Origin of the sequence: Streptomyces sp. NPDC051219, from assembly GCF_040682335.1 — a bacterium.
In the GTDB taxonomy this organism is placed as follows: Bacteria; Actinomycetota; Actinomycetes; order Streptomycetales; family Streptomycetaceae; genus Streptomyces.
The window spans coordinates 128,855-148,029 of record NZ_JBFBAS010000017.1; the positions used below are offsets into that span (position 1 = coordinate 128,855).

The following is a 19,175-nucleotide window of genomic DNA, read 5'->3' on the forward strand; positions in this document are numbered from 1 at the left end:
AGCGGCTCGGGTCAGCGGACGGAGAAGCCGTCGTAGCCACCGCGCGGGACGTCCCAGATCTCCGTGACTCCGTCGACCCTGCCGGGTGTGTCGGCCGAGCGCAGCCAGTCGAGCAAACGGTGGCAATTCTCACGTCGGCCCTCGGCCACCACCTGCACCCGGCCGTCGTCGAGATTGACGGCGAAGCCGCTGAGGCCACCGATCTCCAAAGCGTTTGCCCTGGTGAACCAGCGGAAGCCCACTCCTTGTACACGGCCGCGTACCCAAGCGGTGAGCCGCACGTCTTCGTTCATGCGTGCACGCTAGCCGGAGGAATGCTCAGGGAGCACTTCGCGAATCACCCTCATGGCGTACAGTCCCGGCTCAATGAGTCTCACCCGTATGGCTGAGTCACGTTGACACCGATCGCAAGGAAGGCACGCCAGATGGGACGTCATCGACGCTCCGCCGCCGGGCCCGGCGCCGACGATTACGCGGCCCCCACGGCAGGCAGGCATCGCGGTGCGGTACGCCGCAAGAAGGCCACCCCCATGCGGACCGGGCTGCTCGGCGCCTCCGCGGCCGTGGCGCTGGGCGCCGTGGCGGTCACCTCCGGGCTGCTGCCGGTGGGCGACAACTACACCCTCGGCGGCAGCAGCGACTCCGGCGGTGTGCGCGCCGGGAGCCCGAGCGACCTCGCCTCGCAGCAGGGCGGGTTCCAGGACCTCCCCTCAGAGCGCCCCACGACCTCCACCGGGTCCGGTCGGACTCCTTCGGCGTCGGAGACGCCCAGGCCGAAGCCGACTCCGACCCCGAGCAAGACCTCCGCCACGCCGACGGAGAAGAAGCCGTCGGCCGAGGCGCCCTCCCAGAAGCCCAAGCCGAAGCCGACCCCCGAACAGAGGGCCTCGAAGACGCCCAGCAAGGCTGCCCCGCCCGTCAGAGTTCCCTCGGGCACAAGCGCCGCGGAGGCCGCGGTCCTCACCCTGGTCAACCAGGAGCGGGCCCAGGCGGGCTGCCGTCCGGTGAAGGCGGACGCGGAGCTCGCCGACCTGGCCGGCGACTTCAGCGAGGACATGGCCCAGCGCAGCTTCTTCGACCACACGGACCCGGACGGGGCGACCCCCTGGGACCGCGCGGCGAAGGCCGGCGTCACCGGTCTGGGCGGCGAGAACATCGCGCGCGGCCAGGCCGACGCCGAGGCCGTGATGGAAGCCTGGATGAACAGCCCCGGCCACAGGGCGAACATACTCAACTGCGACTACAAGACCCTTGGTGTCGGTGCACACTTCGCGCCGGGCGGCCCCTGGTGGACGCAGGACTTCGGCTTCTGAGACAGCCGCAGGTCACAGACTTACCGGCCCTTCCGGGCCGCCTCAGGGCCGTCGTCGGCAGCGTCTTCGTTCTTGAAGACGCGATGGACGACGGCCCTCGTGCGTGCCTCACTCGCAGGCCCGGGTGTGCGTCGTTGCGCAACGTGAAGCCCGCGTCATGCCCGGGTCATGATGGCGGACACGGGGGATCGTCCAGGCGGCCGCACCGCGGACCGGGGAGCCCATGAGGGCTGGTCTGCTGAGGCCTTGGTCCACTCAGCCGTGGACCTTTCGCTTCACCTCTTCGCCCGCCTTGTTGTAGGTGATCCACTCACCGGACTTCTTGCCGAGGTTGTACGTCCCCTCGTCCAGCATGTTGCCGACTCGCTTCGGAAGCTGGAAAGCCCAAGCCCTGATTGAGCCTCAGACTCCTCCCGTCGCAGACGCGATCAGCGGCGCCTCCGGGGCCGGAAGGGGTGCCCGGATGCGGCCGGACGAGCGAGGCGGGGCGTCCCCAATGTCAGCCGGCGGTGGCCACGCGGCCCGTGGCCGGCCGTCCTGGAGGCACGCGAGAGCTACGACGAGGCGCGCGGCGGGCGCTGACAGCGCGGGCAGAAGTAGCTGGACCGGTTCATCCACGGCCGGCGGCGCATGGCTGTGCCGCAGCGGCGGCACGGCTCGTCCTCGCGCCCGTACGCGTCGAGCGAGCGGTCGAAGTAGCCCGACTCGCCGTTCACGTTGACGTACAGACTGTCGAAGCTGGTGCCTCCGACGGCGAGAGCCTCGTTCATCACATCCCGCACATGGCCGAGGAGTTCGGCGCTGCGGGGCCGGGTGAGCGACGCGGTCGGGCGCTCGTAGTGCAGCCTGGCGCGCCAGAGCGCTTCGTCCGCGTAGATGTTGCCGACCCCGCTGATCAGCGACTGGTCGAGCAGTGCCCGCTTGATGGTCGTACGGCGCAGCCGCAGAGCGGTGTGGTACGCCGCCTCCTCGAAGGCGGGGTCGAGCGGATCGCGGGCGATGTGCGCGATGACATCCGGGAGGCCGTCAGGGGTGTTCTCGTGGAGGGACAGCCCGCCGAAGGTCCGCTGGTCGACGAAGCGCAGTTCGGTACCCAGGGCATCGGCGAAACGGATCCGGATGCGGAGGTGCTTCTCGTCCGCCGCGTCCTGCGGCTGGACAAGGAGCTGTCCGCTCATGCCGAGGTGACCGAGGACGGAGAAGTCCCGGTCCTCCAACGGCAGCCACAGGTACTTGCCACGCCGGCGCGCGACGCCGAAGCGGTGGCTCTGGAGGCGGTCCACGAAGTCCTCGGCGCCCGCGAGGTGCCGGCGCACGGCGCGCGGGTGCAGTACCTGCACGTCGGCAACGGTGCGCCCGGCGACCCAGCGCTCGAGACCGCGCCGCACCACTTCGACCTCGGGCAGCTCGGGCACGTGCGGTCTCCTGGGGAGGGAATGGCTGAGGGTTACGAGGGCGGGCGCCGGCAGCGTACCGGCCCGGGAGAGGAACCGCCCGCGGGAACGGAACAGCTCCGCCCGCTCCCAAGGGGCGGGCGGAGCCGGTGAAACCGGGCGTCAGGCCGTGGCCGCGTCCGGAGCGGGGGACGAGATGCCCTCCTCCTCCGGGGTTGCCTCGGCGGCAACCTCCGCGGCCCTGGCCTCGGCGGCCAGCCGCTCGTCCGCGGCCGCGCGGATGGCGCGCCACGCGGACTCCGCCGCCTGCTGTTCCGCTTCCTTCTTGCTGCGGCCGGTGCCGGTGCCGTACGAGACACCACCGACGCGGGCAGCAGCAGTGAAGGTCTTCTCGTGGTCCGGGCCCGTCTCGGTGACCAGGTACTCGGGGACCCCGAGGCCCTCGCTCGCGGTGAGTTCCTGGAGGCTGGTCTTCCAGTCCAGGCCTGCACCGAGGTTCGAGGACTTCTCGATCAGCGGGTCGAAGAGCCGGTGCACCAGCTCCGAGGCCGCGTCGAGGCCCTGGTCGAGATAGACCGCGCCGATCACCGCTTCAAGGGTGTCGGCGAGGATGGATGCCTTGTCCCGGCCGCCCGTACCCTCTTCACCCCGGCCGAGCCGGATGAAGGAACCCAGGTCCAGGCCTCGGCCGACCCCCGCCAGCGCACGCGAATTGACCACCGCGGCCCGCAACTTGGCCAGCTGGCCTTCGGGCAGGTCGGGGTGGGTGCGGTACAGCGTGTCCGTGACCACCAGACCGAGCACGGAGTCCCCGAGGAACTCCAGACGCTCGTTGGTCGGCAGACCGCCGTTCTCGTACGCGTACGAACGGTGCGTCAGCGCACGCACCAGAAGGGCGGACTCGAGCTGATACCCGAGCCGCCCTTCCAGAAGCGTGTGGGACGAGGCTGCGTTGATCGTGTCTGTCTGCTTGTCGGCCAGTTCAGACATAGCGCCTCTCACCTGCCGCTCAGACCTCGAGGACCTGGCGCTTGTTGTAGGTGCCGCAGCTGGGGCACGCGATGTGCTGCTGCTTCGGCTCCTGGCAACGCTCGCACGAAACCAGGGTGGGGACCGCAGCCTTCCACTGCGACCGGCGGTGGCGCGTGTTGCTGCGCGACATCTTCCGCTTCGGAACAGCCACGGCTACTTCTCCTGCTTCTCGTCGACGCCCGACTCGGCGCCGCTCATGTTGTCCTTCTCGCCGTCCTGGATGGTCCCGGCGAGTCCCTGCAGTGCCGCCCAACGGATGTCGACGGCGTCGTGGTGGTGGTCCGGATTGTCGTTCAGCCCCACTCCGCATTGGGAGCACAGGCCGAGACAGTCCTCCCGGCACACCGGCTGCAGCGGCAGTGCGAGCACCACCGCGTCACGCAGCACAGGTTCGAGGTCGAACAAGCCGTCCTCGATGAAGAGCCTGTCCTCGTCGTCCTCGGCGTCGGCGACGGGTGCCGCTTTGACACGGCCCCGGTCGTCGGCGTCAGGGTACGAGAACATCTCCTGGAAGTCCGCTTCGAGCTCTTGCTCCAGCGGCTCCAGACACCTTACGCACTCCCCCTTGGCCGACGCACGGACGGTGCCTGTGACAAGCACCCCTTCCATGACCGACTCCAGGCGGAGGTCGAGCTCCATCGGAGCGTCTTCCGGCACTCCGATGACCCCGTCGAGACCGAAGTCCCTGGGGGCCGCGATCTCGCGGGACAGCCGCTGCAGAGCACCAGGACGCCGACCCAGCTCGTGTGTGTCGAACACAAGAGGGTTGCGGTGGTCGAGGTGGGTGTTCAGGACTGTTCCCGCTTTCCGATCGCTGTGGGGGTGGCCGCCACGCGATGAATGACCAGGCGGGCAGCCGAGATCGCGGACGTACTCGCGACCGAAGAGCCAGGATACTGGACGCTTCGCTCAGGGCCCAATCCGGAGCCCGGCGCCCCGGCCGCCCTAGCGTCCCTGCTCGTACTCGCGCAGCTGATCGAGGTTGATCATGCTCGTGTCGAAGAAGCTGGTCTCGTCGAGCGCGGCCTGCTGCTGCGGCTGCTGCTGCGCGTAGCCCTGGTCGTAGCCCTGCTGCTGATAGGCGGCGTAGGCGTCCTGCTGGGGCTGCTGGTACGCGTACGGATCCTGCTGCGCGTACGCCGGCTGCTGCTGGTAGCCGTACGGGTCCTGCTGCGGCTGCTCGGGCTGCTGGTACGGGTAGGGGTCCTGCTGCTGCGCGTACGCGGGCTGCTGCTGGACCGGGATCACCGGCTGCGGTTCCGCCAGGTCCGCGAGGAAGTCCGCGTCGCTGCCGTGCTGCTGCGGCCCGGAGCCGTCCTGGGCGGCCATGTGGGCACCGAGGTCGTCACTGGCCACCCGGCCGTGCAGTTTCTGGCGACCCCGGCCGACCGCGTCGAGGGTCTTGGACAGGACGGCCTCGAAGGCGCCCAGCTTGGTGTCGACGTACTCGTCGGCCCGCTGCCGCAGCGTCTCGGGGTCCTGGCTGCGCTCCGGGGCATCCTCGTAGTCCGGGTCGGAGTAGTCGGGGTAGCCCTGCCCGTCCGGGCCGGGCGCGCGGCCGAGGAGCTTCTCGCGGCCGCGGTCCACCGAGCCGATCGTCTTGGTGAGGACGACCTCGAAGTTCGCCAGCTTGCTGTCGACGTAGTCGTCGGCCTCGGCGCGGATCTCCTCGGCCTCCCGGCGGGCGTCGGCGAGGATCCGGTCGGCCTCGTCCCGCGACTGCCGCGCGACCTCGGTGTCGGAAATCAGCGAACCGCGCTGGGCGTGTGCCGACTCGATGATCCGCTCGGCCTCCTGGCGGGCCTGCTCGACCAGCTGCTCCCGACCGCCGATCAGTTCCTGGGCCTGCGCGAGGGAGCCGGGCAGGGCCTGCCGTACCTCTTCCAGCATGGCGAGCAGCTCGGCACGGTTGACCACGCACGAGGCCGACATGGGCATGGACCGGGCGCTGCCGACCGCCTCGACGATCTCGTCGAGCTTCTTCTGCACGTCCACCTGTGCTCGCCACTCTCTACCTGGATCGGAGACGGACGGGACGACTGTACGGCCAGTCGGCACCCGTCCGACACCGGGTGACGGGCAGTCAGCACGTCACTTCCGGCCGAGCCGCTCGATGAGGGCCCGGTGGACGGCGGGCGGCAGCAGGTGGGCGACGTCGCCGCCCCAGGCCGCGACCTCCTTGACCAGGCTGGAGGAGAGGAAGCTGTAGGTCGGGTTGGTCGGGACGAACAGGGTCTCGACGCCCGAGAGCCCGTTGTTCATCTGGGCCATCTGCAGCTCGTAGTCGAAGTCGCTGACCGCCCGCAGGCCCTTGACGATGGCCGGGATGTCGCGCTGCTTGCAGAAGTCGACGAGGAGGCCGTGGAAGGCTTCGACCTCGACGTTGCCATAGTCGGCGGTAACCTCGCGGATCAGCTCGATCCGCTCCTCGATGGTGAAGAGGCCCTGCTTCGACTGATTGATCATCACGGCCACGTGTACGACGTCGTACAGCCTGGAGGCGCGGGCGATGATGTCGAGGTGTCCATTGGTGATGGGGTCGAATGACCCCGGACAGACGGCGCGGCGCAACTGAAGTCCCTCGCTCTCCGGTCCGGTCATCGTGCGTCTTCGCACGTAGAGGCGGCGCGACCGTACCAAAGCGTGCCCTCGCCATAACGACGGGCCCGCAGTGGCTCGAAGCCGTCCGGCCACTGGAATTCGCCGCCCCTTGTGCTGCGCTCCACGGTGACGAGCGCATCGTCCGTGAGCCAGCCCTGGGAGCGGAGTGTGAGGAGGATCTCGCCAAGATCGTCGCCCACGACGGTGTACGGCGGATCGAGAAAGACCACGTCGTACGGGGTGCTGGGGGCCGAACCCGAGACGATCTGCTCCGCTTTGCCTGATCTGACCTCGGCGCCGGGCAGGCCGACCGCGCGGATGTTCTCCCGGATGGTGCGGGCCGCCCGGCCGTCCGCCTCGACGAGCAGCGCGTGCGCGGCGCCGCGGGACAGCGCCTCCAGGCCGACGGCACCCGATCCGCCGTAGAGATCGAGCACCCGCGCGCCCTGCAGTGAGCCGAGCAGGGACTCCCAGGTCGAGAACAGCCCCTCACGCGCCCGGTCGGATGTGGGGCGGGTGCCGTTGCCCGGCGGGACGGCGAGGCGGCGCCCACCGGCCGCGCCGGCAATCACGCGGGTCATCTGAGTCTGAGTCCTTCGGGGGAGGGCGGATGAGCTGATGGACGGCTGGACGGGACGGCTGAGCAAGCGGCTGGGCGGACCTGTCGGCGGACTGCTCAGGGCCTGCTCGGCGGACTGCTTAAACGATAGGCCGTCGGCCCCGCGGCCACTCCCCCGCCGTCTCAGCCCTTTTCCAGGAACTGCTCGCGCTCGGTGTCCACCAGCGCGTTCAGGGCAGTGCGCAGCTCCGGGTGATTCTCCAGGCCGGGGTCGGCCGAGACGGTCGCGACCGCCTCCTCACGGGCCTCCGCGATGATCTCCTCGTCATCGATGACCGCAAGCATCCGGAGCGAGGACCGCACGCCCGACTGCGCCTGGCCCAGCACATCGCCCTCGCGGCGCTGCTCCAGGTCGATCCGGGACAGCTCGAACCCGTCGAGCGTGGCGGCCACGGCGTTCAGCCGAGCCCTGGCCGGGCTCCCCTCCGGCATCTCGCTCACCAGCAGACAGAGGCCGGGGGCGGAGCCCCGGCCCACCCGGCCGCGCAGCTGGTGCAGCTGGGAGACGCCGAACCGGTCCGCATCCATGATCACCATGGCGGTGGCGTTGGGGACGTTCACGCCGACCTCGATGACGGTTGTGGCCACCAGCACATCCACCTCGCCGGCCGCGAACCGGCGCATCACGCCGTCCTTGTCGTCCGGCTGCATCCTGCCGTGCAGGACCTCGACGCGCAGTCCCTTCAGGGGCCCCGAGGCGATCTGCTCGGCGATCTCCAGCACCGCGAGCGGCGGGCGCTTCTCGGCCTCGTCCTCCGGCGAGGCGGACTTCTTCCCCGTCTCGTCCTCGCCGTCCCCGATACGCGGGCAGACGACGTACGCCTGGTGGCCCTTCTCCACCTCTTCACGCACGCGCTCCCAGGTGCGCGCGAGGAAGTGCGGCTTGTCCCTGGCCGGTACGACATGGCTGGCGATGGGCGACCGGCCGGCCGGCAGCTGGTCCAGCACCGAGGTCTCCAGATCTCCGAAGACGGTCATCGCGACCGTGCGCGGGATCGGCGTCGCCGTCATCACCAGCAGGTGGGGCGGCTGCTTCCCCTTCGAGCGCAGGGCGTCGCGCTGCTCGACGCCGAACCGGTGCTGTTCGTCGACCACGACCAGGCCCAGGTCGTGGAACTGCACCTTGTCCTCGATGAGGGCGTGCGTTCCGATGACGATCCCGGCCTCGCCGGTGACCAGGTCGAGCAACGCCTGCCGGCGAGCGGCCGCTCCCATCGACCCGGTGAGCAGCACCACCTTGGTGCCCTGCTCGGAGCCGCCGAGCATGCCACCCTCGGCCAGTTCGCCCATCATCTCGGTCACCGACCGGTGGTGCTGCTGGGCCAGCACCTCGGTGGGCGCGAGCATCGCCGCCTGGCCGCCCGCGTCCACGACCGTGAGCATCGCGCGCAGCGCGACAAGGGTCTTGCCCGAGCCGACTTCGCCCTGGAGCAGCCGGTGCATGGGGTGCTCGGTGGCGAGGTCCGTGAAGATCTCGGCGGTCACCTTCCGCTGGCCCTCTGTGAGCGTGAAGGGCAGCTCGGCGTCGAAGGCGTCGAGCAGTCCGCCGGCCACCGGCTTCCTGGCCACCGCGGGCAGTTGGGTGTCCGCGTACCGACGCCGGGCGAGAACGACCTGGAGGACGAACGCCTCGTCCCACTTGAGTCGGCCCCTGGCGCCGGCGATGTCGGCCTTCGTCCGCGGCCGGTGGACCGCCTGCAGTGCTTCCTGGAGGGTGGCGAGCCCGCGGCCTTCCCGCAGCGAGGGCGGGAGCGGGTCGACGGCTTCCTGGGCACGGGGCAGGACCGCGTCCACCGCCTTGGAGATCTTCCACGACTCGAGCTGCTTGCAGGCGGGATAGATCGGGATCAGCTGGTTGGCGAACGCGTCCACCGCGTCCTCGGCGCTCGCGGCACCCAGCGGCTCGTACGCGGGATGGGCGAGCTGGAGCTTGCGGTTGAACATGGTCACCTTGCCGGCGAACATGGCGCGGCTGCCGGGCAGCAGTTCCTTGTGGGGCTTGTGGATCCCCTTGCCGAAGAAGACCAGTTGCAGCCGGCCGCTGCCGTCGGTGATCGTCACCTCGAGCCGCTGGCCTCGGCCCTGGTTGAACTTCAGTACGCGGGCGTCCGCGACCTGGGCGACCACCGTGACGTGCTCGTCCAGCGGCAGCTCGGAGAGCGGGGTGAGCTCGCCCCGCTCGGCGTACCGCCGGGGGTAGTGGTGCAGCAGGTCACCGACCGTGTGCAGGCCGAGGTGCTCGGCCATCACCTTGGCGGTGGCGGGGCCGAGCGTCTTCTTCAGGGGTTCGTCGAACGCGGACACGCGATCCATTGCACACCATGGCGCTGACATACGGCGCGGATGCAGGGCGGCAGCGGGAAGCTGCGTCGCGGCTACTCGACGCCGATCAGCAGCGGGGCGGCGTGGCAGCCGCCCGGATAGACCACGGTGTCCACCGCGAGATGGCCGTCCCGTACGTACGCCACCAGGTGTTCCGCGACCTGGTCGGGCATGTCCGCGCCGACGACCAGGGTGACCAGTTCACCGCCGGCCGCCAGCATGCGGTCCAGCACCGTTTCCGCCGTCGCGGCGAGGTCGGAGCCGATCACCGCCACGTCGCCGTCGATCAGCCCGAGCACGTCCCCCGCCTGGCAGACGCCGGCCATGGTCCACGACTGCCGCTCGGCCACGGCCAGTTCGGCATAGCGGGTGGCGCCCGCCGCGGCCGTCATCGCCACCACGTCCTCGTCGAAACAGCGGTCCGGTTCGTGGACGGCGAGGGCCGCCAGGCCCTGGACCGCGGAGCGGGTGGGGATGAGCGCGACGCGTACACCCTCGGTGCGGGCCTGTTCGGCGGCCGCCGCCGCGGTGTGGCGCAGGTCGGCGTCGTTCGGCAGCAGTACGACCTCACGGGCGTGCGCGCGCCGGATCGCGTCGACCAGTTCGCCGCTGGCCGGCGGCTCGCCGGGGCGGGCCATAACGGTCGTCGCGCCCGCCTCGGCGCACAGCCCGGCCAGGCCCTCGCCGGGGACGACCGAGACGACTGCGCGCTGCACCTGCTCGGGCGGCGCGGCCGGGCGGTCGCCGAAGTGGGTGATCCGGATGCGGTACGGCCGGCCGGCCTCGACGCCGGCCTCCACGGCGGCACCCGCGTCGTCCACGTGGACGTGTACGTTCCACAGACCTTCGCCGCCGACGACGACGAGGGAGTCGCCCAGGCCGTCGAGCCGCGCACGCAGCCGCGCGACCGCTTCGTCGTCCGCTTCGAGCAGGTAGATCACCTCGAAGGCGGGTCCTTCCTCCACCTGCTCCGTGTCGCCGTCGGCGGCGCAGTCGAGCGCCACGCGGTGCGAGGCCGCCGGTTCCGCGGGAGCGTCCCCGGAGAGGACCTCGACCAGCGCCGCGAGCACCGTGAGCAGCCCGCGGCCGCCGGCGTCGACGACGCCCGCACGCCTGAGCACGGCCAGCTGGCCGGGGGTCGCGTCCAGCGCGACACAGGCCCCGTCGTACGCCGCGCGCGCCACGGCGGCGGCGTCGCCGGAAGCCCCCTCCGCCGCGTCGGCGGCCGCGGCGGCCACCGTGAGGACCGTGCCCTCGACGGGGTGCGCCACCGCACCGTACGCGGATTCGGCGGCCCGGCGCAGGGCCGCCGCCAGCCCGGCGTCCGTCAGCACCTCCGCCATGCCGCGGAACAGCTGCGCGAGGATCGTGCCGGAGTTGCCGCGGGCGCCGATGAGGGCACCGTGCGCCATGGCACGTACGGCGTCGTTCAGCGAGGGCACCGAGCCGTCCGCGACCGCCTCGTGGGCGGCGAACACCGCTTCGACCGCCTGCGCGGCGGACTCGACGGTCATGTACAGATTGGTTCCGGTGTCCCCGTCCGCGACCGGGTAGACGTTGATCGCGTCGATCTCCGAACGGGCCCGGCCCAGCGCCGTCAGCGCCCGTGAACTCCAGCTGCGCACCGCATCGGCGTCGAGGGTGGGCGGCGTGTGCGGCACCTGGCGTCCTCCTATGGGCGGCGGGGGTTGCACCGCAGGGTAACGACGGGGCGGGGGACGGTCCGGGGCGGGGGCCGTGGCAGCCATGGTAGTTTCGTTCTACGGGAGCAGCCGTTGTATGCTGCTCCGGTTGCCCGACGAAAGTCGGGCCATTCCCCCCGGCAAGCCAACGATCTTCAGATCCCGGCGCGCCGGGAATTCACTGTAAGTGCATCTGAAGTCTTTGGAGTGACCCGTGGCTGCCAACTGCGACGTTTGCGGCAAGGGGCCGAGCTTCGGCAACAACATTTCGCACTCGCACCGCCGTACGTCCCGTCGCTGGAATCCCAACATCCAGCGCGTGCGTGCCGTGGTCGGTCGGACGCCGAAGCGGCTCAACGTCTGCACCTCGTGCATCAAGGCCGGCAAGGTCTCGCGCTGACGGTCTCGTCGTAGCGCAGCCCTTCTGGTTGCCTGGAAAGCCGGTCCACCTCGGTGGGCCGGCTTTTTGCCGTGCCCGTCCTCTCAGCGAAGACGCCAGGCGTGGTCCACCGGGCCGATGCCGCCGCCCAGCGCGAACCCGGCGGCGATGGCGCCCGTGACGTACTCCTTGGCCGCCTTGACCGCCTGCGGCACCTCCAGTCCCTTCGCCAGTCCTGAGGCGACCGCACTCGCCAGTGTGCAGCCGGTGCCGTGCGTGTGCCGGTTGTCGTGGCGGGGCGCCCGCAGCCAGTGCTCCTCGCCGCCGTCCGTGAGCAGGTCCACCGCGTCTCCCGCGAGATGGCCGCCCTTGACGAGCGCCCAACGCGGCCCGAATTCCAGTACGGCGTCGGCGGCCCGGCGCATATCGGCCTCCGACTCCACCTGTACGCCGGTGAGCTGGGCGACCTCGTCGAGGTTGGGGGTGGCCACCGTCGCGGCCGGCAGGAGCTCCGACCGTACGGAATCGAGCGCGGACGCCGCCAGCAGGGGATCGCCATGCTTGGAGACGCCCACCGGATCCACGACGACAGGGGCGTCCGTGTCCGCCAGGAGCTCCGCCACGGTCCGCACGAGCCCGGCCGACGAGAGCATCCCGGTCTTGACCGCCTGCACGCCGATGTCGTCGACGACACTGCGGTACTGGGCACGGACCGCTTCGGCGGGCAGCTCCCACGCGCCCTGGACGCCGAGGGAGTTCTGCGCGGTCACCGCGGTGAGCACGCTCATGCCGTGCACGCCGAGCGCCAGCATGGTCTTGAGATCGGCCTGGATGCCCGCACCGCCGCCGGAGTCGGATCCGGCGACGGTGAGGACACGGGGAGGCACAGGTATCGGCATGCCCAGAATCTACTTGGCGTCCTCGATGTCCCCGAAGTGGTCCCAGCCGCCCTTGCTCGTCCAGGGCGCCCCGTCCACCGTCACCTGCGGCAGCGCCGACGGATTGAGGACCTCTCCGATCACCTTCCAGCGGGCCGGCAGCTTCACGTCCGGCGGGAAGGTCGCCACGATCGCGTGGTCCTCTCCCCCGGTGAGCACCCACTGCAATGGGTCGACGCCCACCGCCTGCCCGATGTCGTTCATCTGCGTGGGGATGTCGATGGCGCCGGAGCGCAGGTCGATACGGACCTTGCTGGCCTCGGCGATGTGTCCGAGGTCGGCCACGAGTCCGTCGCTGACGTCGGTCATCGCGGTGGCGCCGAGCCCGGCTGCCGCGGGGCCCGCGTGGTACGGCGGCTCCGGGCGCCGGTGGGCCTCGACGAACGCGCGCGGGGAGCGGAAGCCGCGCGACAGCACCGCGTATCCGGCGGCCGACCAGCCCAGCCAGCCGGTCACGGCGACCACGTCACCCGGCTGGGCCCCGGCGCGGGTGACCGGTTCGTGGTTGCGCAGATCGCCGAGCGCGGTGATCGCGACGGTGATCGTCTCGCCGCGCACGACATCGCCGCCGACCACGGCCGCGCCCGCCACCTGGCACTCGTCCCGGATGCCGTCCATCAGCTCGGCGGGCCAGGTGACCGGGAGTTCGGCGGGAACGACGAGGCCCAGGAGCAGCGCGGTCGGCACCGCGCCCATGGCGGCGATGTCGGCCAGGTTCTGGGCTGCGGCCTTCCGGCCGACGTCGTACGCCGTGGACCAGTCGCGGCGGAAGTGCCGTCCCTCGAGCAGGATGTCCGTACTCGCCACGACCCTGCGGTCCGGTGCGGCCACGACCGCGGCGTCGTCGCCGGGCCCCAGCCGTACCGCCGGGGTGGTGGTGAGCCGGGAGGTGAGCTCTCTGATCAGCCCGAACTCCCCCAACTCCCCCACGGTGCCCTTCATCGGTGTGCCCCTTCTGCCCCAGTGCGCTTGCGGTCGCGAGCCGTCACTGCTGTAGGTACCGTCAACTTGTACGTCAACTTGTGTTCTCCGTACGCCGCACTGCGTGCGTCCCTGATCGCGCAGGTCTCCCCGCTGCCCTCGGCGACGCGATACGGTGGCGTCTCTTCTCCCCACATGATCCTCGTGGCCGCCCTGGAGGTTCCGTGGTACAGGCGTACATCCTTATTCAGACCGAGGTGGGCAAGGCGTCGACTGTCGCCGAGACCATCGGCAAGATCCCGGGGGTGATCCAGGCCGAGGACGTGACCGGTCCCTACGACGTCATCGTGCGCGCGCAGGCCGAGACAGTCGACGCGCTCGGCCGCATGGTGGTCGCCAAGGTCCAGCAAGTGGACGGCATCACCCGCACCCTGACCTGCCCCGTCGTACATCTCTAGTCCCCGTCTACTCTTGGCCGGTGACGACTTCACGCCGCCGGCTTCTGCGCCGCCCCCACCGCTGCCTGCCCGCTGTCGTGCTGCTGCTGGCCGCCGCGGGCTGCTCCTCCACGGACGGCAGCGCAGTGCCGGCGGTTCCCACCCCGGACGCGGAGGCCGCGAAGATCTGCCGTGCGCTGCACAAGGAGCTGCCGCAGACCGTCGCCGGCCTCGAGCGGAACGATTCCGGGACCGGCTCCGAACTGACCGCCGAGTGGGGAGACGCGGCGATCGTACTGCGCTGCGGGATCCCCCGGCCCGAGAAGATGAACGATCCCCGCGCGGAGGGGATCGAGGTGAACGGCGTCAACTGGCTGCTGGAGGAGCGCCAGGGCGACGGTCCCCGGTTCACCACCACGTACCGCAAGGCGTATGTGCAGATCTCGATGGCGAAGCGGTACGCCCATGACGCGACGCCGCTGGCGGCCTTCGCGGGCCCCGTCGCGAAGACGGTGCCCGCGAGCATCTAGGCTTTGTCCGGGCGATCTTGTCGGGCCCGCGACGACAGCTACGGCACCTCGCTGCGTTCTCGGAGTCGCCCAAGTACGTCCGGTACGAGGGCGATGCTCCGCCTTGCGATGCACCACATCTGACGCTGCGGGCCGATCCTCGAAGATCGCCCGGACAGGGCCTGGGCACGTCCGGCCGGCTCCGCTAGCGCAGACCCGTCGGCCGGCGCAGCGCCGCCTGGATCAGCCGGTCCACCAGCTCCGGGTAGCTCACGCCGCTCTCCTGCCACATCCGCGGGTACATGGAGATCGGGGTGAAGCCCGGCATGGTGTTGATCTCGTTGATGACGAACTCGCCGTTGTCCTGCAGGAAGAAGTCCGCGCGGACCAGGCCCTCGCAGGACGCGGCGTCGAAGGCCTCGACCGCGAGCCGCTGCACCTCGGCCGTCTGCTCGTCCGTGAGCGGTGCCGGCACGATGCCGGACGCGGAGTCGATGTACTTGGCCTCGAAGTCGTAGAAGTCGTGACTCGTGACCGGCGGGATCTCGGCGGGCACGCTGGCGCGCGGGCCGTCCTCGAACTCGAGCACGCCGCACTCGATCTCACGGCCGCGCAGCAGCGACTCGACGAGAATCTTCGGGTCGTGGCGCTGCGCCTCCTCGATCGCCTCGTCGAGGCCGGACAGGTCGTCGACCTTCGTGATGCCCATCGACGACCCGCCGCGGGCGGGCTTGATGAAGAGCGGCCAGCCGTGCTCGCCCGCGAAGTCGACGATCTTCTTGCGGGCCGCGGCGGGGTCGGCCTGCCACTCCCGGGGACGGATCACCTCGTACGGGCCGACCGGCAGCCCGAAGGAGAGGAAGACCCGCTTCATGTACTCCTTGTCCTGGCCGACGGCCGAGGCGAGCACACCCGAGCCGACGTACGGGACGCCGGAGAGTTCCAGCAGCCCCTGCAAGGTGCCGTCCTCACCGTACGGGCCGTGCAGCATGGGGAAGACGACGTCGACCTCGCCCAGCACCTTGGGCACAGAGCCCGGCTCGTTGTAGACGACCTCGCGGTTGGCCGGGTCCACGGAGAGCACGACGCCGCCCTCGGCGGACTCGGCGAGCTGCTCGACGTTCGGCAGCCGGCGCTCGGCGATGGCCATCCGATCGGGCTCGTCGGCGGTCAGCGCCCAGCGGCCGTCCGTGGTGATGCCGATGGGCAGCACCTCGTACTTCGTCCGGTCGATGGATCGCAGGACAGCACCGGCCGTGACCACCGAGATGGCGTGTTCGGAGCTACGACCGCCGAACACGACGGCGACGCGCGGCTTGCGCGACTGCTCAGGGCTCTGGGGGGAGTTCTCGCTGCTCATATCGCGATGAGACTACCGGTTGGTTCAGGACAAGTCAGCGGCGCTCGGGCTTGGCGCTGCGTGACATCAGTTCCTTGAGCGCCACGATCGGCGGCTTGCCGTTGTGGACGATGTCCACGACCGTGTCCGTGATGGGCATGTCGACACCGTGGCGGCGGGCCAGATCGGCCACCGACTCACATGATTTGACGCCCTCAGCTGTCTGCTCGGTGACCGCGATGGTCTCCTCGAGCGTCATGCCGCGGCCCAGGTTGGTGCCGAAGGTGTGGTTGCGCGAGAGCGGCGAGGAACACGTGGCGACCAGATCTCCGAGGCCCGCCAGGCCCGAGAAGGTCAGCGGGTCGGCGCCCATCGCGAGTCCGAGGCGGGTGGTTTCGGCCAGGCCTCGGGTGATGAGCGAGCCCTTGGCGTTGTCGCCGAGGCCCATGCCGTCCGCGATGCCGACGGCCAGCCCGATCACGTTCTTGACCGCGCCGCCGAGTTCGCAGCCGACGACATCGGTGTTGGTGTAGGGACGGAAGTACGGGGTGTGGCACACGGCCTGGAGCCGGGTGGCCACCGCCTCGTCGCGGCAGGCGACCACCGCCGCCGCCGGACGGCGCGCGGCGATCTCCTTGGCCAGGTTGGGGCCGGTGATGACCGCGACCCGGTCGGCCGGCGCCTTGGCCACCTCCTCGATGACCTCGCTCATCCGCTTGGCGGTGCCGAGTTCGATGCCCTTCATCAAGGAGACGAGCACGGTCTCGGAGGGCAGCAGCGGTGCCCACTCCGCGAGGTTCGCGCGCAGCGTCTGCGAGGGCACCGCGAGGACGGTGAACTCGGCGCCCCGGGCGGCCTCGGCCGCGTCGGTGGTGGCCCGGATCGCCGGGGGCAGCTCTATGCCCGGCAGGTAGTCGGGGTTGGTACGGCCGTTGTTGATGGCGTCGGTGAGTTCGGGGCGACGGCCCCAGAGGGTCACCTCGCAGCCCGCGTCCGCCAGGACCATGCCGAAGGCCGTGCCCCAGGAGCCCGTTCCGTAGACGGCTGCCTTGACCGGGTGGCTCATTACTTCGCGCCCTCTTCCGCGGCCCTGCGCCGCTGTTCTGCCCGGGCCTTGCGATGGTCGTACGGCTCGGCGGGGGCGGGTACTCCGCGAAGCTCCACCAGCAGGTCGGTGATCGCGGCCATGATGGTTTCGGTTGCTTCCCGCAGTACTTCCGGGGTGGGGTCGAGCCCGTAGAACCTGGAGAGGTCTACCGGTGGGCCGGCGAGCACCTGGAGCGTCTTGCGCGGGAAGAGCCGCAGCTTGTCCTCCTTGGCGTACGGCGGCATCGCCAGGTTCGCGCCCCACTGCGCGACGGGGATGACGGGTGCCTTCGTCATCAGCGCCACACGGGCCGCTCCTGTCTTGCCCGCCATCGGCCACATGCCGGGGTCGCGCGTCAGGGTTCCCTCGGGATAGAACGCGACGCATTCACCGCGTTCGATGGCGTCCACGGCGGCGCGGAACGCGTCCAGGGCGTTGGTCGTCTCCCGGTACACGGGGATCTGGCCGGTCCCGTGAAGGATCTTGCCGACGAAGGGGGCGTCGAAGAGTGCGGCCTTGGCCAGCAGCCGGGGAACGCGTCCGCTGTTGTACTGGAAGTGCCCGTAGGAGAGCGGGTCCAGGTACGAGTTGTGATTGACCGCGGTGATAAATCCCCCGTCGGCCGGAATGTGTTGCATTCCCCGCCAGTCCCGCTTGAACAGAACCACCAGCGGCGGTTTTGCGATGGCCGCCGCCAGGCGGTACCAGAAGCCGATTCTGCGGCGGGACACGCGGACACCTTCCTCTATGACCTGGTGGCGTCTTGAAGCACCCGGTCGGCCGGACAAGTGTCGCCCCACGTCCGTGGTCTGTCGAGGACACCGTACGCCCCGGCTGCCGGGGCCTGGGCTCCGGGATACCGCGATCGCAGGCGACAATGAGAGCCGAGACGTCACGACCGTGCCCGAGGGAAGGACACGTCACGAACACCGGCTGGAGCCTGGTCGTACCGCTGAAGCCCCTCGTCCTGGCCAAGAGCAGACTCGCCGCGGCCGCGGACGACGCTCTGCGGCCGGGACTCGCCCTCGCCTTCGCCCAGGACACCGTCGCCGCGGCACTGGCCTGCTCCGCGGTCCGGGATGTGGTGGTCGTCACGGACGACGTCCTGGCGGCCGCGGAACTGACGGCGCTGGGCGCCCGCATAGAACCGGACGCCCCCGCGGCCGGTCTCAACGCGGCACTGGCGCACGGGGCGCGTTCCGCGCGCGCGGCGCGGGCCGGCGCCGCGATCGCCGTGCTGAACGCCGATCTCCCAGCGCTGCGGCCCGCCGAATTGCTACGGGTGCTCGATGCCGCGGCGGTATTTCCTCGTGCATTTCTGGCGGATGCGGCGGGAATCGGAACAACTCTGCTTTCCGCTGCGCCGCACGTGGAATTGTCGCCGTCGTTCGGCGGCCCGTCCCGGGCGCGCCATTCGGCCTCGGGAGCGGCGGAAATCCGGCTCGACGGCGTCGATTCCGTACGGCAGGACGTGGACACGCTGGAAGATCTGCGGGCCGCCGTGGCCCTGGGCGTGGGCCCGCGCACCACCGCCCGCTCGGCCCGGTTCATGGCGGACTTCGACCCGGCCGGGGGGCCGGCGTGACGGGGGCGGACATCCCCTAGGCTGCGGGCATGCAGGCGACCGCGTACACGTACGACCCCGAAACCCGCAGCGGCAGTGTGCTGCTCGACGACGGCACCCCGGTGCCCTTCGACGCCCCGGCCTTCGACGCCGGCGGCCTGCGGCTGCTGCGTCCCGGCCAGCGCGTACGGATCGAGGTCGACGGCGAAGGCGAGTCGCGCCGGATCACGCTGGTGACGCTGCAGACCTTCTGAACCCGGAAAACACCGCGGGCCGGGCTCCCTGAGGGGAGTCCGGCCCGGTGCGTGAGTGGCCCTGGCCAGCTGCTACTGCCTGGCGGTGGCCTTCTTGGCGGTGGTCTTGCGCGCGGTCGCCTTCTTGGCCGGCGCCTTCTTCGCGGTGGCCTTCTTGGCCGGTGCGGTCTTCTTGGCGGCGGCCTTCTTGGCGGTCGTCTTCGCCGGAGCCGCCTTCTTGGCCGTCGTGGTCTTCTTCGCGGCCGCCGTGGTCTTCTTGGCAGCCGTCTTCTTGGCCGTGGTCTTCGCCGCGGTGGTCTTCTTCGCCGTCGCCTTCTTGGCGGTGGCCTTCTTGGCCGCGGCCTTGGCGGTCGTACGCGTGGGAGCTCCGCCCGAAAGGCTGCCCTTGGGGGCCTTCTTGACGGAGACCTCGCCGCCCCTGGGCAGCTTCTTCGAGCCGCTCACCAGGTCCTTGAAACCCTGTCCCGCGCGGAATCGGGGGACGGAGGTCTTCTTGACCCTTACGCGCTCACCCGTCTGCGGGTTGCGGGCGTAGCGGGCCGGACGGTCGACCTTCTCGAACGAACCGAAGCCGGTGACCGAAACCCGCTCGCCACCGACCACGGCGCGGACGATCGCGTCGAGTACCGCGTCGACAGCGTCTGCGGCCTGCTGACGGCCGCCGACCTTGTCGGCAATCGCTTCTACGAGCTGCGCCTTGTTCACGTCTTCCCCTTCGGAGACATTGCCAGAACGAATGTGTTCAAGCTTTTTCGCACGTTAGGCAGATATATACCGCAAATCA

The 19,175-nt window shown here is 70.4% G+C and carries 22 protein-coding genes; 6 read left to right on the forward strand and 16 right to left on the reverse strand.

Annotation, left to right across the window (positions count from 1 at the left end; translation table 11 throughout):
- Positions 1-11: 11 nt before the first annotated feature.
- On the reverse strand, positions 12-293 hold the full coding sequence (locus AB0M62_RS20725; protein WP_366075715.1) for an acylphosphatase: 282 nt from the start codon (positions 291-293) through the stop codon (positions 12-14).
- Between the two features lie 132 nt (positions 294-425).
- Between AB0M62_RS20725 and AB0M62_RS20730 the strand changes: the two genes are divergently transcribed.
- On the forward strand, positions 426-1,313 hold the full coding sequence (locus tag AB0M62_RS20730) for a CAP domain-containing protein (RefSeq protein WP_366075716.1): 888 nt from the start codon (positions 426-428) through the stop codon (positions 1,311-1,313).
- Positions 1,314-1,867: 554 nt separating this feature from the next.
- Here AB0M62_RS20730 and mutM read toward each other — a convergent pair.
- The 9 genes from mutM to AB0M62_RS20775 form a co-directional block, all read right to left on the reverse strand.
- Positions 1,868-2,728 carry a bifunctional DNA-formamidopyrimidine glycosylase/DNA-(apurinic or apyrimidinic site) lyase gene (mutM, locus tag AB0M62_RS20735; RefSeq protein WP_366075717.1) on the reverse strand — a complete coding sequence of 287 codons (861 nt, stop codon included), beginning with the start codon at positions 2,726-2,728 and terminating at the stop codon, positions 1,868-1,870.
- Positions 2,729-2,869: 141 nt separating this feature from the next.
- On the reverse strand, positions 2,870-3,697 hold the full coding sequence (rnc, locus tag AB0M62_RS20740; protein WP_366075718.1) for a ribonuclease III: 828 nt from the start codon (positions 3,695-3,697) through the stop codon (positions 2,870-2,872).
- A gap of 19 nt (positions 3,698-3,716) precedes the next feature.
- Positions 3,717-3,890, reverse strand: a complete 174-nt coding sequence (rpmF, locus tag AB0M62_RS20745) for a 50S ribosomal protein L32 (protein ID WP_026165248.1) — start codon at positions 3,888-3,890, stop codon at positions 3,717-3,719.
- 2 nt (positions 3,891-3,892) lie between these two features.
- Positions 3,893-4,531: a DUF177 domain-containing protein gene (locus AB0M62_RS20750; RefSeq protein WP_366075755.1), complete on the reverse strand. Its 639-nt coding sequence runs from the start codon at positions 4,529-4,531 to the stop codon at positions 3,893-3,895.
- A gap of 153 nt (positions 4,532-4,684) precedes the next feature.
- On the reverse strand, positions 4,685-5,734 hold the full coding sequence (locus tag AB0M62_RS20755) for an ATP synthase F0 subunit B (RefSeq protein WP_366075719.1): 1,050 nt from the start codon (positions 5,732-5,734) through the stop codon (positions 4,685-4,687).
- Positions 5,735-5,830: 96 nt separating this feature from the next.
- The gene (gene coaD, locus AB0M62_RS20760) at positions 5,831-6,310 is read right to left on the reverse strand and encodes a pantetheine-phosphate adenylyltransferase (RefSeq protein WP_366075756.1); all 480 of its coding nucleotides are present in this window, start codon (positions 6,308-6,310) and stop codon (positions 5,831-5,833) included.
- A 26-nt stretch (positions 6,311-6,336) separates the two neighbouring features.
- Positions 6,337-6,921, reverse strand: coding sequence for a 16S rRNA (guanine(966)-N(2))-methyltransferase RsmD (gene rsmD, locus AB0M62_RS20765; RefSeq protein ID WP_366075720.1), 585 nt, complete (start codon positions 6,919-6,921; stop codon positions 6,337-6,339).
- A gap of 161 nt (positions 6,922-7,082) precedes the next feature.
- Positions 7,083-9,272, reverse strand: a complete 2,190-nt coding sequence (gene recG, locus AB0M62_RS20770) for an ATP-dependent DNA helicase RecG (protein WP_366075721.1) — start codon at positions 9,270-9,272, stop codon at positions 7,083-7,085.
- 62 nt (positions 9,273-9,334) lie between these two features.
- Positions 9,335-10,942, reverse strand: coding sequence for a DAK2 domain-containing protein (locus AB0M62_RS20775; RefSeq protein WP_366075722.1), 1,608 nt, complete (start codon positions 10,940-10,942; stop codon positions 9,335-9,337).
- 235 nt (positions 10,943-11,177) lie between these two features.
- On the opposite strand from AB0M62_RS20775, the gene rpmB reads away from it, so the two are divergent.
- Complete coding sequence (gene rpmB / locus AB0M62_RS20780; RefSeq protein WP_003951095.1) at positions 11,178-11,363, forward strand: 50S ribosomal protein L28; 186 nt, start codon at positions 11,178-11,180, stop codon at positions 11,361-11,363.
- Positions 11,364-11,446: 83 nt separating this feature from the next.
- Here the strand turns inward: rpmB and thiD are convergent, their stop codons facing one another.
- Positions 11,447-12,241, reverse strand: a complete 795-nt coding sequence (gene thiD / locus AB0M62_RS20785) for a bifunctional hydroxymethylpyrimidine kinase/phosphomethylpyrimidine kinase (protein WP_366075723.1) — start codon at positions 12,239-12,241, stop codon at positions 11,447-11,449.
- 9 nt (positions 12,242-12,250) lie between these two features.
- Positions 12,251-13,222 carry a thiamine-phosphate kinase gene (locus AB0M62_RS20790; protein WP_366075725.1) on the reverse strand — a complete coding sequence of 324 codons (972 nt, stop codon included), beginning with the start codon at positions 13,220-13,222 and terminating at the stop codon, positions 12,251-12,253.
- A gap of 203 nt (positions 13,223-13,425) precedes the next feature.
- On the opposite strand from AB0M62_RS20790, the gene AB0M62_RS20795 reads away from it, so the two are divergent.
- Together AB0M62_RS20795 and AB0M62_RS20800 are read left to right on the forward strand one after the other, a co-directional pair.
- Positions 13,426-13,659 carry an Lrp/AsnC ligand binding domain-containing protein gene (locus tag AB0M62_RS20795; RefSeq protein WP_254369568.1) on the forward strand — a complete coding sequence of 78 codons (234 nt, stop codon included), beginning with the start codon at positions 13,426-13,428 and terminating at the stop codon, positions 13,657-13,659.
- Between the two features lie 20 nt (positions 13,660-13,679).
- On the forward strand, positions 13,680-14,168 hold the full coding sequence (locus tag AB0M62_RS20800) for a DUF3515 domain-containing protein (protein ID WP_366075726.1): 489 nt from the start codon (positions 13,680-13,682) through the stop codon (positions 14,166-14,168).
- Positions 14,169-14,352: 184 nt separating this feature from the next.
- On the opposite strand, the gene AB0M62_RS20805 is transcribed toward AB0M62_RS20800, so the two are convergent.
- The 3 genes from AB0M62_RS20805 to AB0M62_RS20815 are packed head-to-tail and all read right to left on the reverse strand — an operon-like array spanning position 14,353 to position 17,304.
- On the reverse strand, positions 14,353-15,507 hold the full coding sequence (locus AB0M62_RS20805; protein ID WP_366075727.1) for a D-alanine--D-alanine ligase family protein: 1,155 nt from the start codon (positions 15,505-15,507) through the stop codon (positions 14,353-14,355).
- Positions 15,508-15,541: 34 nt separating this feature from the next.
- On the reverse strand, positions 15,542-16,552 hold the full coding sequence (locus AB0M62_RS20810; RefSeq protein ID WP_366075728.1) for an NAD(P)H-dependent glycerol-3-phosphate dehydrogenase: 1,011 nt from the start codon (positions 16,550-16,552) through the stop codon (positions 15,542-15,544).
- On the reverse strand, positions 16,552-17,304 hold the full coding sequence (locus AB0M62_RS20815; protein ID WP_366075729.1) for a lysophospholipid acyltransferase family protein: 753 nt from the start codon (positions 17,302-17,304) through the stop codon (positions 16,552-16,554). The genes AB0M62_RS20810 and AB0M62_RS20815 overlap by 1 nt, the downstream gene beginning before the upstream one ends.
- A 146-nt stretch (positions 17,305-17,450) precedes the next feature.
- Between AB0M62_RS20815 and cofC the strand changes: the two genes are divergently transcribed.
- Positions 17,451-18,158, forward strand: coding sequence for a 2-phospho-L-lactate guanylyltransferase (cofC, locus tag AB0M62_RS20820; protein ID WP_366075730.1), 708 nt, complete (start codon positions 17,451-17,453; stop codon positions 18,156-18,158).
- Between the two features lie 29 nt (positions 18,159-18,187).
- Positions 18,188-18,391, forward strand: coding sequence for a hypothetical protein (locus AB0M62_RS20825; RefSeq protein ID WP_366075731.1), 204 nt, complete (start codon positions 18,188-18,190; stop codon positions 18,389-18,391).
- A 72-nt stretch (positions 18,392-18,463) separates the two neighbouring features.
- On the opposite strand, the gene AB0M62_RS20830 is transcribed toward AB0M62_RS20825, so the two are convergent.
- Positions 18,464-19,096, reverse strand: a complete 633-nt coding sequence (locus AB0M62_RS20830) for an HU family DNA-binding protein (protein ID WP_366075733.1) — start codon at positions 19,094-19,096, stop codon at positions 18,464-18,466.
- Positions 19,097-19,175 lie beyond the last annotated feature (79 nt).

What these genes read in the sequence shown, in the direction of transcription:
- AB0M62_RS20725 (WP_366075715.1), bottom strand. Translation starts at nt 293, where the DNA reads ATGAACGAAGACGTGCGGCTCACCGCTTGGGTACGCGGCCGTGTACAA.
- AB0M62_RS20730 (WP_366075716.1), top strand. Translation starts at nt 426, where the DNA reads ATGGGACGTCATCGACGCTCCGCCGCCGGGCCCGGCGCCGACGATTAC.
- rnc (WP_366075718.1), bottom strand. Translation starts at nt 3,697, where the DNA reads ATGTCTGAACTGGCCGACAAGCAGACAGACACGATCAACGCAGCCTCG.
- rsmD (WP_366075720.1), bottom strand. Translation starts at nt 6,921, where the DNA reads ATGACCCGCGTGATTGCCGGCGCGGCCGGTGGGCGCCGCCTCGCCGTC.
- recG (WP_366075721.1), bottom strand. Translation starts at nt 9,272, where the DNA reads ATGGATCGCGTGTCCGCGTTCGACGAACCCCTGAAGAAGACGCTCGGC.
- thiD (WP_366075723.1), bottom strand. Translation starts at nt 12,241, where the DNA reads ATGCCGATACCTGTGCCTCCCCGTGTCCTCACCGTCGCCGGATCCGAC.
- AB0M62_RS20790 (WP_366075725.1), bottom strand. Translation starts at nt 13,222, where the DNA reads ATGAAGGGCACCGTGGGGGAGTTGGGGGAGTTCGGGCTGATCAGAGAG.
- AB0M62_RS20805 (WP_366075727.1), bottom strand. Translation starts at nt 15,507, where the DNA reads ATGAGCAGCGAGAACTCCCCCCAGAGCCCTGAGCAGTCGCGCAAGCCG.
- AB0M62_RS20810 (WP_366075728.1), bottom strand. Translation starts at nt 16,552, where the DNA reads ATGAGCCACCCGGTCAAGGCAGCCGTCTACGGAACGGGCTCCTGGGGC.
- cofC (WP_366075730.1), top strand. Translation starts at nt 17,451, where the DNA reads ATGAGAGCCGAGACGTCACGACCGTGCCCGAGGGAAGGACACGTCACG.
- AB0M62_RS20825 (WP_366075731.1), top strand. Translation starts at nt 18,188, where the DNA reads ATGCAGGCGACCGCGTACACGTACGACCCCGAAACCCGCAGCGGCAGT.